14 protein-coding genes are annotated in these 14931 nt (G+C 38.3%); 9 read left to right on the top strand and 5 right to left on the bottom strand.

What is annotated here, in order from left to right; all coding sequences use genetic code 11:
* The first annotated feature begins 112 nt into the window (after positions 1–112).
* Positions 113–1408: a UDP-N-acetylmuramate--L-alanine ligase gene (gene murC, locus BKO01S_RS18015; RefSeq protein WP_066057421.1), complete on the top strand. Its 1296-nt coding sequence runs from the start codon at positions 113–115 to the stop codon at positions 1406–1408.
* A 34-nt stretch (positions 1409–1442) separates the two neighbouring features.
* On the opposite strand, the gene BKO01S_RS18010 is transcribed toward murC, so the two are convergent.
* The gene (locus tag BKO01S_RS18010; RefSeq protein WP_066057645.1) at positions 1443–2558 is read right to left on the bottom strand and encodes an aminopeptidase; all 1116 of its coding nucleotides are present in this window, start codon (positions 2556–2558) and stop codon (positions 1443–1445) included.
* A gap of 194 nt (positions 2559–2752) precedes the next feature.
* On the opposite strand from BKO01S_RS18010, the gene BKO01S_RS18005 reads away from it, so the two are divergent.
* The 3 genes from BKO01S_RS18005 to ytxJ all read left to right on the top strand — a co-directional run bounded on the left by BKO01S_RS18005 (position 2753) and on the right by ytxJ (position 4143).
* Positions 2753–3223: a DUF948 domain-containing protein gene (locus BKO01S_RS18005; RefSeq protein WP_066057415.1), complete on the top strand. Its 471-nt coding sequence runs from the start codon at positions 2753–2755 to the stop codon at positions 3221–3223.
* 14 nt (positions 3224–3237) lie between these two features.
* Positions 3238–3708: a YtxH domain-containing protein gene (locus BKO01S_RS18000; protein WP_066057412.1), complete on the top strand. Its 471-nt coding sequence runs from the start codon at positions 3238–3240 to the stop codon at positions 3706–3708.
* Positions 3709–3816: 108 nt separating this feature from the next.
* Entirely contained in the window at positions 3817–4143 is a 327-nt protein-coding gene (ytxJ, locus tag BKO01S_RS17995) for a bacillithiol system redox-active protein YtxJ (protein WP_066057408.1), read from the top strand.
* Between the two features lie 18 nt (positions 4144–4161).
* Here the strand turns inward: ytxJ and pilM are convergent, their stop codons facing one another.
* A complete protein-coding gene (pilM, locus tag BKO01S_RS17990) occupies positions 4162–6327 on the bottom strand; it encodes a pilus assembly protein PilM (RefSeq protein ID WP_066057642.1) in 2166 nt (721 codons plus the stop codon).
* A 243-nt stretch (positions 6328–6570) separates the two neighbouring features.
* On the opposite strand from pilM, the gene BKO01S_RS17985 reads away from it, so the two are divergent.
* The 4 genes from BKO01S_RS17985 (at position 6571) to motS (ending at position 10471) form a co-directional block, all read left to right on the top strand.
* Complete coding sequence (locus tag BKO01S_RS17985; RefSeq protein WP_066057639.1) at positions 6571–7647, top strand: bifunctional 3-deoxy-7-phosphoheptulonate synthase/chorismate mutase; 1077 nt, start codon at positions 6571–6573, stop codon at positions 7645–7647.
* Positions 7648–7884: 237 nt separating this feature from the next.
* Positions 7885–8883, top strand: coding sequence for a catabolite control protein A (gene ccpA / locus BKO01S_RS17980; protein ID WP_066057406.1), 999 nt, complete (start codon positions 7885–7887; stop codon positions 8881–8883).
* 60 nt (positions 8884–8943) lie between these two features.
* Positions 8944–9762 (top strand): flagellar motor protein MotP, encoded by an 819-nt coding sequence (gene motP, locus BKO01S_RS17975; RefSeq protein WP_066057403.1) that lies wholly within the window; start codon positions 8944–8946, stop codon positions 9760–9762.
* Positions 9749–10471, top strand: a complete 723-nt coding sequence (gene motS / locus BKO01S_RS17970) for a flagellar motor protein MotS (RefSeq protein WP_066057396.1) — start codon at positions 9749–9751, stop codon at positions 10469–10471. The genes motP and motS overlap by 14 nt, the downstream gene beginning before the upstream one ends.
* A gap of 23 nt (positions 10472–10494) precedes the next feature.
* Here motS and BKO01S_RS17965 read toward each other — a convergent pair whose 3' ends face one another.
* The 3 genes from BKO01S_RS17965 to BKO01S_RS17955 are packed head-to-tail and all read right to left on the bottom strand — an operon-like array spanning position 10495 to position 12985.
* Entirely contained in the window at positions 10495–11673 is a 1179-nt protein-coding gene (locus tag BKO01S_RS17965; RefSeq protein ID WP_066057391.1) for an acetoin utilization protein AcuC, read from the bottom strand.
* Positions 11670–12317 carry an acetoin utilization AcuB family protein gene (locus BKO01S_RS17960; protein WP_066057383.1) on the bottom strand — a complete coding sequence of 216 codons (648 nt, stop codon included), beginning with the start codon at positions 12315–12317 and terminating at the stop codon, positions 11670–11672. Before BKO01S_RS17960 ends, BKO01S_RS17965 begins: the two co-directional genes overlap by 4 nt.
* A 35-nt stretch (positions 12318–12352) precedes the next feature.
* The gene (locus tag BKO01S_RS17955) at positions 12353–12985 is read right to left on the bottom strand and encodes a GNAT family N-acetyltransferase (protein ID WP_066057378.1); all 633 of its coding nucleotides are present in this window, start codon (positions 12983–12985) and stop codon (positions 12353–12355) included.
* Between the two features lie 207 nt (positions 12986–13192).
* On the opposite strand from BKO01S_RS17955, the gene acsA reads away from it, so the two are divergent.
* A complete protein-coding gene (gene acsA / locus BKO01S_RS17950; protein WP_066057371.1) occupies positions 13193–14911 on the top strand; it encodes an acetate--CoA ligase in 1719 nt (572 codons plus the stop codon).
* Positions 14912–14931 lie beyond the last annotated feature (20 nt).

Below are 14931 nucleotides of genomic sequence, written 5' to 3'. Positions count from 1 at the left end.
AAAATTGAGTTCACTGTTTGCAAAAAAAAGCAGTACCAACTGCATAAATGAGCAAATAAAATAAAATGTCATATACTGTGATACAGTTAGAAGATGGTTGGAGGTTCTTTATATGACAATTTACCATTTTGTAGGTATAAAAGGATCTGGAATGAGTGCACTGGCACAAATTCTTCATGATATGAATTTTGAGGTTCAGGGTTCCGATGTAGAGAAGCGTTTCTTTACTCAGACAGCTCTTGAACAATTAGGAATAAAGATCCTGCCTTTCCAAAAAGAAAATATTGTACCTGGATTAACAGTTATAGCTGGAAATGCCTATACAGATGAACATGAAGAAATTCAAGAAGCGATAAAACTAGGCTTACCTGTCGTTCGATATCACCGTTTCTTAGGTGATTTTATGCAGAACTTCACTAGCGTTGCTGTGACTGGTGCCCACGGGAAGACATCTACAACCGGGCTCCTTTCGCATGTCATGAGAGGCGCAAAACCGACTGCCTTTTTAATCGGGGACGGTACTGGTAAGGGAGAAAGAGATGCGGAGTATTTTGTATTTGAAGCCTGTGAATACAGAAGACATTTCCTTTCTTATTTTCCAGATTATGCAATTATGACGAATATTGATTTTGATCACCCTGACTATTTTGCCAATATTGATGATGTATTTTCAGCTTTTCAAGAGATGGCATGGCAGGTAAAAAAAGGGATATTTGCTTGTGGCGATGATGAACAGCTTCAAAAAATCCAAGCAAAAGTACCTGTTGTTTTTTATGGCTTTGACGAAGAAAATGATTTCCAGGCTAGGAATGTGGTAAAAACTACTGAAGGAACGACCTTCGATGTATTTGTTAGAAACACCTTCTATGATACATTCCAAGTGCCAACCTTTGGTGATCATAATGTGTTAAATGCACTTGCAGTTATTGCCATTTGTCACTATGAAGAGCTATCAGCTGACAAGGTAAAGGAACAGCTTCTAAGCTTTACAGGCGTTAAGAGAAGATTTACAGAAAAGCATGTTGGCTCTCAGGTGTTGATAGATGATTATGCCCATCATCCAACTGAGATTAAGGCAACAGTGGATGCAGCAAGACAGAAATATCCAGATCGAGAAATCGTTGCTGTGTTTCAGCCACATACATTTACAAGAACACAAACCTTTTTAGAGGAATTTGCTGATAGTCTTCAATTGGCAGATAAAGTATATTTATGTGATATTTTTGGTTCGGCTCGAGAAAACTACGGAAAGTTGTCCATAGAGGACTTACGTAGTAAAATCGATTCCGCAGAAATTATCAATGAAGAAACTACAGAAACTTTAAAACAACATAAAAACAGTGTCATTTTATTTATGGGTGCTGGAGATATTCAAAAGTTTCAAGAAGCTTACGAACGTCAATTATAAAAAAGATGCAGCTATTTTAGCTGCATCTTTTTGCTTACTTTAAATTCTCAGGATTTAATACTTCAAGGTCTTTGATTACGAAGCGCCCATCCTTTCTCACTAATACATCATCGAAGTACATTTCTCCTCCACCGTAGTCACTACGTTGAATATTAACCATATCCCAGTGAATGTTCGAATGGTTTCCATTAAATGCATCATCATAACACTGACCAGGTGTAAAGTGGAAGCTGCCATCAATTTTTTCATCAAATAAAATATCCTGCATCGGGTGTAGTATATAGGGATTTACACCAATGGCAAATTCCCCAACAAAGCGAGCACCTTCATCTGTATCAAATATTTTATTAATTCGCTCTGTATCATTAGCTGTGGCCTCAATAATCTTCCCATCTTTAAAAGTAAGTTTTACATTTTCAAATGTAAATCCTTGATATGGAGAAGGAGTGTTGTAAGTAATCACTCCATTGACAGAATCACGAACTGGTGCAGTATATACCTCTCCATCAGGAATATTCATTTGTCCCGAACACTTAATAGCCGGTATATCTTTAATAGAGAACGTTAAATCCGTTCCAGGTCCAGTGATTCTTACCTTGTCAGTTTTATTCATTAACTCTACAAGAGCATCCATGGCCTGATCCATTTTTCCGTAATCTAAATTACAAACATTAAAATAGAAATCTTCAAAGCCTTCTGTGCTCATTTTTGCAAGTTGAGCCATTGAAGAATTTGGATAACGCAGGACAACCCACTTTGTTTTAGGCACACGAATATCACGGTGTACTTTCTTCCCGATTGTTGATCCGTGAATTTTCATTTTCTCATCAGGTACATCTGCATGCTCATTGATATTGTCGCCGGAACGTAATCCTATGTATGCATCCATTTGACTCATAACGTTCGCTTCAAAATCTGCGATTAAGTTAAATTGATCTTCCTGTGCACCTAGTAGCAAGGCACGGTCCACTTGCTGATCTTTAAGGAGTACGAAAGGATGCCCTCCTGCTGCATAGGCTTCCTTAACTAATGCGGTTACTAATTCTCTTTGTAAACCGAAATTTTCAATTAGTACCCTTTCGCCTGGTTGCAGCTTAACTGAGTAATTAATAAGATTTTTGGCTAAAAGCTCAATACGTGAATCTTTCATCTTTTTTTCCCTTCCTTTTAACAAACTTTTTACACCTTTATTATTGTAACCTAAAGGGTGAAAGTTGGCGCACTTATAACAATTTTGTTTTATTTATGGTAAAATTTTAGTATTGATTTATTAAGATTGACGTTTAACGCATTCTTAGTAGGGTAAGTAATGAAATGTAAGCGTCAATGGAGGTGTAAGATATTGTGGAGTGGATACTTTATGTAAGTGCAGGGATTGCGGCAGTTGCCTTTCTTATTTTAGTCATCTTTCTATCCAAAGCGTTACAGTCTCTTCAAGGAACATTGGATAGTATTTCAAAAACATTAAATGGTTTAGAACGTCAGCTTGATGGGGTAACTAGGGAAACGACAGACTTATTGAAGAAAACGAATGCCCTAGCAGAAGATATTCAAAAGAAATCAGAAAGCTTAGGAAGTGTAGTGGATTCCGTTAAAGATGTAGGAGGGACCATTCAAAAGTTTAATGCTTCTCTTCAAACAATCACAAATTCTGTAAACGACGCTGTTGATCAGAATAAAGACAAGGTTAGTCAAGTGATCCAATGGGGAAATGTCTTTCTTGAAATGAAGGATCGATGGGCACATAGGAAAAAAGAAAAGGTGATTGTTGAAAAAGGTCTTAGTGAGAAGGGAAGAGAAAGAAGTTATTATTAGAGGAGGAATATGATATGGTGAATCACGATACTGAAAAGGACAATCGACAAATAGAAAATGAAACATCTGGGTCGAAGGAATTTTTATTTGGTGCTATCATCGGTGGGCTAGTTGGAGCAGCAACTGCACTATTCCTCGCGCCAAAGTCTGGTAGAGAAATGAGAACGGAATTAAACACACAGGCTGACCATTTAAAAGGGAAAACTAGTCAGCTGTATGATGTAGCAAAAGGGAAGAGCGCAGAATTAGCAGAGGTTGCTAAAGGGAAGACTTCTTCAATTGGACAAGTTGTCTTCAAACAATCCAATGAAGTCATGAGTAAGGTGAAAGCAATTAAACCTGTTAAGACGGAAGATGAGTCGACAGCAAATCTAGTGTATGAGGACGAGTTTTCTCCAGTTTTAAGTGATGATAAGGATCTTCAAAGAAAGCTCGAGGAAACAAAAAGAGCTTTTGATGAAACGGAATCACAATTCAATCAATAACAAGCAGATAAATGTTCAAAAACGCAGGGTAATGATATTATATCTACACTGCGTTTTTTATTACAATTTGTGTAAAATAACCTTATACATATCTTAGGAGGGGAAAAAATGGAACAAATTCAGACGAAGGAGCAATTTGATGCTCTTGTGGATAAGGAAAACTTTTATCTCTTAAAGCATTCGAATACTTGTCCGATCAGTCAAGCTGCTTATGAGGAATACGAAGAATTTACTAGTAAGTCAAGTGTTAAGAGCTATTATTTGATTGTTCAAACATCAAGAGAGCTTTCTAATTATATTGCAGAACGCTTTCACATTAAACATGAGTCACCACAAGCCATTCTTTTTGTAAGAGGGGACGTTGCTTGGCATGCATCTCACTGGAAGATTACAAGTAAAGCGTTAGCCACTGTTTCCCAAGAAAACGAATTATAAAAAAAAGGAAGCCAGGAATCATTTGATTTCCTGACTTCCTTTTTGAGTTGGAAAAATGATCTTTATTGAGTCAAAGGGTTCAAGAGGATCATAGAAGGTTGTTTCTTCGTTGTTCTTCAAAAGGATGAATGATCCATTCGTATCTTTTGGAAGGTGGATATCAACCTCTTTAAAAATATCTTGAAAAATAAATGGCTGTAACCTTTGATGAGTGATGCTTAAGGAATCACCATCATGAATGGTACAATCCTCACTTAATATTGTATCTCCTCGGGTTATGATCGTAATGTCTTTTTTTAAGAGTATTTCTTTATCGTTGAATGTAACAGGTATTGTCTGATTAAGGATATATTGATTTAGATCAGCTAGATCTTGTACAGTAATCGTACCCCTTTTTTGTACGGTAATTTTATCGCGATTTTCAAAGCTGCTTTGAAGTTTTGATTCCACACCGTTTCGGTATAGCTTCCCTGAGAAGGATGGATAAAACGTATCCTTTCCATTAAGGATTAAATGAAATGGATGAAGATCTTCTAGAAGATTTGTCAGATTTAGATTATAGAAGAGATCTTCAATTGTCTTTGGAAAATGAAACACGATGGCATCCCGGTCTTTAAGAATATAATTTGTATTGACAGTTTCGCCATTACAGATAAATGAGGGTTCAATTTGATAGGTGTTCCTATTAATCTCTACTTCCTTCATTGGAATATCATCAAGTAATTGTCCAATTGATAGTATGGTAGGATCTCCATCCTGCCCTTTTTCAACAAAAAGGGTATCTCCATTTTCAATGGGATCATCTAGAGAACAGCATTCTCCGTTTTTCAGTAATGTTGGAGGGGCACCATATTGACCAGGAATAGTTATATTCTTTTCGTTTAGAGAAACGATCATGGCTAGTCCCGGTCGACCGTATAATTTATTCATTTTAATTCCAGCAGCTAACAAGCAATCTCCAACGGTTAACGTTTTTACCTCGAATAACCTAACAGGTTGTTCGTTTACATAGACCGTTCTATATTGGACCGGGGATTGTTTGGCAGCTAAGGCAATGCCAATTGGAGTGACAAGCTCTGGTCCCTTTGTGATTTTGTCAGAGACAGTTAAGGAAGAGATGGCATCAATTCCTCTAATAGCTACTCTGTTTGCAGGAAGCTGAAGTTTCTCAGCAATTTTCTTTGATAACTCAGGTGTTAAGCTACCACCACCAACCAGCATAACTGCTTTTGGAGGTTTATTGTTGTTAAGTTGAAGTACCTCTTCACAAATGGATAAAGCTAGCCGATCAATGGCATATGAAATTTGTTCAATTGCCTCAGCCTTTGAAACCTCAGTCTCAAATCCAAGAATGTCAGTAACAGTTATTGAATCTTGGGTATTTAATTGTCTTTTAGCTATTTCAGCTAAAGGGAAATCTAGTAAAAATTGATCACTTATTGCTTCCGTAATTTCATCTCCTGCGATAGGAACCATTCCGTAGGCAATGACTGTTCCTAAATCAGTTAAGGCAATATCCGACGTCCCTGCACCAATATCTACTAAGGCTACATTTAATCGTCTCATGGAGGGGGGAATGAGAACATTAATAGCTGCTATTGGTTCAAGTGTTAATGCCTCCATTTCTAAACCTGAGCGCGTCAAGGCAGCTAATAAGGACTCAACCACAACCTTTGGTAAAAAGGTGGCGATAATTTCTACTGATGCCTCGTCTCCTTGTTGATCAATCAGGCTTCCGATTTCTTCACCATCTAAACGATAATAAAGGACAGAATATCCTACGCAATAATAGTAATGACTTTTCTCTTCCTTGTATTTTTCTGCAACAGCTGCTTGGGCATGTTGCACAGCTAAAAGCTCAAGATGTAAAATGTCCTGTTTCTGCATAATTGGTTTCCCGTTTATGGGAAGTGATACCTTCGACCGCTCCGTTCGTAAAGCCCTTCCCGCAGCAGCAACACATACCTTATGAAGAGGACCATGGTTGATCTCAAGTTCTTCTTTTATTTGGGTAATAAGCTTTGATACAGCCATCACATCATGGATTTGGCCATCTAGCATAGCTCGCTCAGAGTGTTCGATAGACAACATATCAACAACATGATATTGATCATTTGTTTCTTCAAGGATAATGCCCACACACGAGCGAGTACCTATATCTAGAGCAAACAATTTATTATTCATTGACAAGAATCACACCTTCTACCATAGGTTCATATAATAAAAAATCACTTTAATACTTAAAAGCGTTTAATTATTAAAGAAAATTGCGTGACATATGGAAAAATTTCATATATAATAACTCTAACTTATATAGAAATGTAACATACTTTATGAAGCGGATAAAGAACAATCCTTATTAGGCTTTCTTTTCGCAAGTAATAAAGCCATGTTAATGAAATTTACTATTCAAAGGGGCGAGAAATGATGAGTAATGTTGAGTTAGATCAGCTTAGAGACCGTGTTGACGAGTTAAACGTTGAGCTTTTAAAGTTAATTAATGAAAGAGCTAGACTTGTTCAAGAAATCGGGCGTGTGAAGGAAACACAAGGTGTCTTCCGTTACGATCCAGTTCGTGAGAGAAGTATGCTTGATATCATTAAAGAAAACAACGATGGACCTTTCGAAAACTCTACGATTGAACATATCTTTAAAGAAATCTTTAAAGCGGGATTAGAGCTTCAAAAAGATGATCATAGCAAAGCATTGCTTGTTTCTCGTAAGAAAAAGGCTGAAGATACAGTTGTTGAAGTCAAAGGCGAAAAGGTTGGACATGGGATCCCTCAATTAATTTTCGGTCCATGTGCGGTTGAGTCATATGAGCAGGTTGCCGCTGTTGCTGCCTCTATTAAAGAAAAAGGTTTGAAATTTATGCGTGGAGGAGCATACAAGCCTAGAACTTCTCCTTATGATTTCCAAGGACTTGGTGTGGAAGGACTTAAGATTTTAAAGCGAGTAGCTGACGAGTACGATCTAGCTGTCATTAGTGAAATCGTAAGCCCAGCTGACATTGAGAAAGCTGTTGACTATATTGATGTGATCCAAATTGGTGCTCGTAACATGCAGAATTTTGAGCTTTTAAAAGCAGCAGGTGCTGTGAATAAGCCGGTTCTATTAAAGCGTGGACTTTCTGCAACCATCGAAGAATTCATCAATGCAGCTGAATACATTATGTCTCAAGGCAATGGACAAATTATCCTTTGTGAGCGCGGTATCCGTACGTATGAAAGAGCAACAAGAAATACACTAGACATATCAGCTGTTCCAATTTTAAAGCAAGAAACACATCTTCCGGTTCTTGTTGATGTTACACATTCAACTGGTCGTAGAGATCTACTTCTTCCAATGGCAAAGGCAGCCCTTGCAGTAGGTGCTGATGGAGTAATGGCTGAAGTTCATCCAGATCCAGCAGTGGCATTGTCTGACTCTGCTCAACAAATGAACATTGATCAATTTAATGCTTTCTACAAAGAAATTCAAGCTTCTAATTTAGTGCGTGTCTAATAAAAAAACACAGAAACCGACTTATGAGAGCTTATCATAGTCGGTTTTTTTGCGTTTTCCACCGTAAAATTGTTTTTTTTGTTAAAAAGATAGCCTTTACATTGCGACATTCCACTATGTGAAGTATGATATTTATACATAAATAGACAAGTTTCGATTTTTATATAATGGTTAAAAATGACAGACTTGCAGTAAAATAAACTTAAACGAAGCGCGTTTAAAGAAGGAGTCGATATTGTGAACATAACAATTTATGATGTAGCACGTGAAGCAAATGTTTCAATGGCTACCGTGTCACGTGTTGTGAATGGTAATCCAAATGTTAAACCGGCAACAAGAAAAAAGGTTTTAGAGGTAATTGAAAGATTAGGTTACCGTCCAAATGCTGTAGCTAGAGGATTAGCTAGTAAAAAAACAACAACAGTTGGAGTGATTATACCTGATATTTCAAGTCCATTTTTTGCAGAGCTTGCACGTGGAATTGAAGATATTGCGACGATGTACAAGTACAACATCATTTTAAGTAACTCAGACCAAAACAAGGACAAGGAGTTACACTTATTAAATACGATGCTTGGTAAGCAAGTAGATGGAATTGTTTTCATGGGTGGTAATATCTCTGAGGAACATGTGGCAGAATTTAAACGATCTCCAGCTCCTATTGTTCTTGCTGGATCTCTTGAAGATTCTGAACAAGTACCGTCTGTTAATATTGACTACGAGCAGGCAACCTTTGATGCTGTAAATACCTTTATTGAAAAAGGACATACAAGAATTGCGATGGTTATTGGGCCTTTCCATGAACCAATTAATAAAGAGAAGAAGTTGGTAGGTTACAAGAAGGCGTTAGAGGCAGCTGGAATTTCAGTTGAGGAAGACCTTATTGTTGAGGGCGATTATACGTATGATTCTGGTATTGAAGCTTTCGAAAAGTTACTTGAACTTCCTGAAAAACCAACAGCAATCTATGTAGGATCTGATGAAATGGCAGTTGGAGTTGTTCATGGAGCACAAGACAAGGGCTATCATGTTCCAGAGGATTTTGAAGTGATTAGCTCTGACAATACGAGAATATCTCTTATGGTAAGACCACAACTAACAACGGTTATCCAGCCTCTTTATGATATTGGAGCTGTTGCGATGCGTTTATTAACAAAATTCATGAATAAGGAAAAAGTCTCAGAACATACAGTAGTACTTCCGCACCGAATTGAGCTAAGAAGCTCAACAAAGTAAACAGTTTGTCGATAAGTAAGGTAGTGGACAAATTTGTTTATGATAGTTGGGAGAGAATCTATGAAAAAGCTTGATGTTCTAACACCTATCGGTTTAACGATAGGTGTAATTATGCTGTTTTTTGGAATTGTATACAACGGGGGAATGACTGGATTATTATCTTTTGTTGACCCTGCATCATTGCTTATCGTTATAGGTGGACTTCTTTCAGGCTTACTTGTCAGCTTTTCTTTAAAGGATATAAAGCAAATGGTAAAAGTCATGAGACAGTCTTTTTCTTCCGACGAAAGGAAGCTTCAAGATTTGATTGATACCTTTGTTCATTTATCGGGCAAGGCAAGAAGAGAAGGGCTACTTTCACTCGAGATGGAGATTGATCAAGTAGAAGATCGTTTTTTACGAAAAGGGATGTTATTGGCCATTGATGGAACGGATCCTGATGTCATTCAAGATATTTTATTAGCTGAAATTGCAGCAATGGAAGAAAGACATAGGAAGGGAAGAGCAATCCTTGAAAAAGCCGGTGATTATGCACCAGCTTGGGGGATGATTGGAACACTGATTGGTCTTGTGCTCATGCTCAAAAATTTAAATGACCCATCGACGCTAGGACCTAATATGGCAATCGCTTTATTAACGACCTTGTATGGTTCGTTGCTTGCCAATTTAGTTTTTATCCCTATAGCAGCAAAATTAGAATTAAAGACAGAAAAAGAGACTTTTCTTAAACAGATCATTGTTGAAGGGGTTATCGGCGTACAATCAGGTCAAAATCCGAAGCTTCTTGAAGAGAAGTTAAGTGCATTTCTTTCTGAGGAAGAACGTGAGGCTAAGGAAAAAGAGGTAACTAGAGAGGCTTTAAACGATGAAGTTTACTAGAAAACATCGACAGGCTCCTAAAGGGGCACCACGTTGGATGGTAACCTTTTCTGATTTAGTGACCCTTGTGCTCGTCTTTTTTATTCTTTTATTTTCAATGTCACAAATTGACCTCATTAAATTCCAAGCACTAGCAGACTCAATGAGGGATAAGCAATTCTTAGATTTTTATCCTTCTATTGTACCGCTTGAAGGACAGGGTGAATCGGAACAAGAAGAGAATAACGATCAAAGTCTCGATAAGCTTTTAGAAGAAGTTCAAGCGTACTTGGATGATAATGGATTAAACAATATTATCGTTGCAAACCGAACAGAGAGAGGTGTCGTATTAGTTCTTCAAGAACAAGCACTGTTTCAATCAGGAGAAGCAGAGATTCTAAATGAATCAAATGCCTTTTTGGATAAAGTGGGTGTGTTGCTAGGAGGGATGCCGAATCTTGTTAAGGTTGAAGGGCATACAGATAATCGACCAATTACAACCGAACGATATCCATCAAACTGGGAGCTTTCTGCAGCTAGAGCTGGATCAGTCATCAGATATTTAATTGAGAACTTTTCTCTTGATTCAACTAGATTTATTGCTGTTGGTTATGGTGAGACGAGACCCATTGTTCCTAACAATAGTGAGGCAAATTGGCAAAAAAATAGGCGGGTTGAGATTGTCATCTCTGATCCTAAATACAATGCAAATGAAATGATGGACAAGTGAGAAAAGGCTGAAGCTGAATGGTTTCAGCCTTTTTCTATTCTCTTTCTATTGTTACGGATTGGATATAATGCTTTTTCAACTGTCTGTGCATTTTTTTCAGTAATTTCAGCTTTTCGAGGAATGGGTGGATATAAATCGCTTGGATCAACCCATTGATCTGGTAGTAGGACAGAGGCTTTTGGCTGCCAAGCTTGAATCCATTCCGTAGGCAAGGGGTGCTTCAAAGGAGCTAAGTTATTTGTCATTTCAAGCCAAAGTAATGACCAAGCTCGTGGAACAACCCTCCAAATATCATAGCCACCACCTCCAACGGCAATCCATCTCCCCTCACAATATTGATGGGCGATACGGTGGGCAACTTTAGGAATCTCTCGATAGATGTTCATAGTAGCTGATAAATGAGTTAATGGATCCAAATAATGAGAATCAGCACCATTCTGGGTTACAATCACATCTGGTTTGAAAAAAGCGGCAACTTCACTTATGGAGGTTGTATATGCCTCTAGCCACGATTCATCCTCCGTAAAGGCATCAACAGGGATATTGAAGGAATACCCATAGCCTTTCCCTTGCCCCCTTTCATTCACATTACCTGTACCAGGGAATAAATACCTCCCTGTTTCATGTATAGACAATGTACAAACATCAGGATCATCATAAAAGGACCATTGTACTCCATCACCATGGTGAGCATCTGTGTCCACATAAAGAACTCTTGCATGGTATTTTTCCTGAAGATACTTTATTGCTACTGAACTATCATTATAAATACAAAATCCAGAAGCCTTCCCTTTAAAACCGTGATGTAAACCTCCTCCAAGGTTCAGCGCGTGTTTGGCTTTACCGGTCATGACATAGTCAACGGCGGTTAATGTTCCCCCAACCAGCCAGGCGCTTGCATCGTGCATATTGGGAAAGATCGGGGTATCATCTGTCCCAAGACCATAACTCTCTGCTTTCTCAGCTGATAATTGGCCTAGACCAGCAAGCTTTACTGCATTAATATAACTAGGGTCATGGATGAGCTGTAATTCTTCATCGGTAGCTTTCCTAGGATGAACCATTTGATGATTATCAATCGCATTCAGTTGTTTTAATAGATCTAGGGTGATTTTTAAGCGAAGTTGATTAAAAGGATGATGGGAGTTAAATTTATATTTTAGTTGTTCTTCAGAAAAGATAAAAACAGAATCATGGATCATGTCGTAATCCCCGGGAGATTTGGCCATAGGACCGTATATCCTGCTTTTTTTAATTCATCAATGAGAGTAACCGGATTCATCGTTTGAACTCTCAAAACTAAAATTTTGTAGTTTTCATCCTTTTTGTCTGGATAGACTAATACACTCAATAGATTTGCTTTTCGCTTACTTATAACCGCAGTAACTTCACAAAGCATTCCGGCTCGATTTGGAACCTTTACCTCTATTTGAGAACCAGGTTGATGGGCTCCGGTTAATTGAACTAGCGTATGCAATAGGTCTGTTTCTGTTACGATTCCAACAAGCTTTTGATCGTTAACGATTGGAAGACAGCTTATATGGTGTTCATAAAAAACAGCTGAAATTTCTTCAACAAAATCTAAAGGGTGTCCCGTGATTATATTGGTTCTCATAATTTCTTTTACAGATTTCTGGAGAATATCCCTTTGACCAGTAGCATAAAAAATGGAAGGTGTTGCATCCTTAATATCGCGATCCGTCACTAATCCGATGATATGATGGCTTTTATCTATTACTGGAAGATGTCTGATCCGTTTTGTTTTCATTAATTGAATGGCGTCTTCTATCGTGTTGTCAGAGGTTAAGGTTGAGACGTCAGATTTCATAATCTCTTCGACTATCATACTATTTTCTCCCCTTTTCTTAGAATAAAAAAGAGTTAGTACATGAAACGATTCATGAATCTTAGTCGATCAAATTTTTCGATAGATTCATTAGAAACACGTTTTCCGATCTTAGCCATAAGACAATTGGCTGGATGGGAGCTAATTTCTGGGTCATCCGTTGCAAAATATTCTAAGCCACCGGCATTCATCATTTTCTCCATGATTTTGCGATATTCCCAAACATTTAATCCAGTTCCTTTCAGGTCCCAATGCCAGTAATATTCCGTTGTAATAGTGATAAAATCCTCCATAGCATCATCCATCATGGAGACGATAAGCAAATTCTTCCCTACACTACAACCTCTGTATTTAGGAATCACTTCAATGGCTCCTAATTCTATCAAGTCCTCCATTTTTCCCTCAGACCAGCGCTCCAAAGGATCAGGATATAAATATGTAACATAACCGACAATGGTATTTCGGTCCCTCGCTACAATAATTCTTCCTTCAGGAAGGGCCGCAATTTCAATTAGAGCTTTATGCTGTTGCACTGGGGGACGAAAGGCAACTAAGTCACTATGAAACTCATAACCTGCTAAAGCTTCAGGAGATATGGGACCCTCTATAAGCAAATCCCCATAGGGAGTTTTTAATTTTTTTGCATTATATATTTTAATATGTTCCATCCATACACCACCCAATGAAAATCGTACCGTTTGTAATCCATATTATACATGAAAATGAGTCGTTTTAAGCGCTTTCACTAAATTTTCTGTTTAATTTAGATAGATTATGTGACATAAATATTTTACTGAACAAATATTTTAAAAATTGAGAAAAGGATATTTCTGTTATATAATAACAATAGCATGAACAAAGGGGGATACGGTTTGATGAAAGTGGAAGCGCTATCAGTAGTTAAAGGGGAATTTAATCTAGGAAACTATGATCAAATGTACGAGTCATTCGACTGGAGTGAAGTGGAAAAAAGTTTTTCATGGGCTGAAACAGGTCGAGTGAACCTAGCGTATGAAGCAATTGACCGACATGCAGAATCCTACCGTAAAAACAAGATTGCTTTATACTATCGAGATGCGGATCGTAATGAAAAGTACACATTTAAAGAAATGAAGGAATTCTCAAACAAAGCTGGTAATGCATTAAAAACATTTGGAGATGTGGAAAAAGGGGATCGCGTCTTCATCTTTATGCCAAGATCACCAGAATTGTATTTTGCTCTGTTAGGTGCGATCAAACTAGGGGCCATTGTTGGACCATTATTTGAAGCATTTATGGAAGGTGCCGTTAGAGATCGGTTGGAAGACAGCGGGGCAAAGGTGCTCGTAACGACTCCAGAGCTTCTCGAGAGAGTCCCAGTAGATGAACTTCCTGCTCTACAAACGATTTTCTTAGTGGGGGAAAATATTAAAGAAGAAGGAAAGTATATTGACTTTCAAAAGAGATTTGAAGAGTCAAGCAGAAAGCTAGACATTGAATGGGTAGACCGCAGGGACGGTCTAATTCTCCACTATACTTCTGGTTCGACAGGGAAACCAAAGGGTGTCTTGCATGTACATAATGCAATGATTCAACATTATCAAACGGCAAAGTGGGTATTAGACCTAAAGGATGATGATGTGTACTGGTGTACTGCTGACCCAGGCTGGGTAACCGGAACTTCCTATGGTATTTTTGGACCGTGGCTAACTGGGACATCAAATGTCGTTGTAGGTGGCCGCTTCAATCCAGAAACATGGTACAAGATGATTGAAGAATATGGGGTTAGTGTTTGGTATAGTGCTCCAACAGCCTTCAGAATGCTAATGGGTGCTGGGGATGAGGCTGTGAAGCGCTTTGACTTAAATAGCCTAAGGCATATTTTAAGTGTGGGTGAGCCATTAAACCCAGAGGTCGTTCGTTGGGGAATGAAGGTATTCCAGCTGAGAATCCATGATACGTGGTGGATGACAGAGACGGGTGCACAATTAATTTGTAATTACCCATGTATGGAGATTAAGCCAGGCTCTATGGGAAAACCAATCCCAGGGGTAAAGGCGGCTATTGTGGATGATCAAGGAAATGAGCTTCCTCCATACAGAATGGGGAACCTAGCCATTCAAAAAGGCTGGCCATCCATGATGCACACCATTTGGAAAAATGAGCAGAAATACGAGTCTTATTTTATGCCTGGTGGTTGGTATGTTTCTGGAGACTCTGCTTATATGGATGAGGATGGTTATTTCTGGTTCCAAGGTAGAATCGACGATGTGATCATGACTTCCGGTGAACGAGTGGGACCTTTTGAAGTAGAGAGCAAACTGGTCGAACATCCAGCTGTGGCTGAAGCTGGGGTTATTGGTAAACCAGACCCAGTAAGAGGGGAAATCATTAAGGCATTCGTCGCTTTAAGAGATGGATACGAAGTGACGGAAGAGTTAAAAGAGGATATCCGTCAATTTGTGAAAAAAGGGTTAGCAGCTCATGCTGCACCTAGAGAAATTGAATTCCGAGATAAGCTTCCGAAAACTAGAAGTGGGAAAATTATGCGCCGTGTCTTAAAAGCGTGGGAATTAGATTTACCAACAGGTGATCTTTCCACAATGGAAGATTAAATGAAAAAAGCAATCCTCTA

This window comes from Robertmurraya korlensis NBRC 107688 (assembly GCF_001591645.1).
In the GTDB taxonomy this organism is placed as follows: Bacteria; Bacillota; Bacilli; order Bacillales; family Cytobacillaceae; genus Robertmurraya_A.
This window is presented reverse-complemented; position numbering and strand designations above follow the sequence as displayed.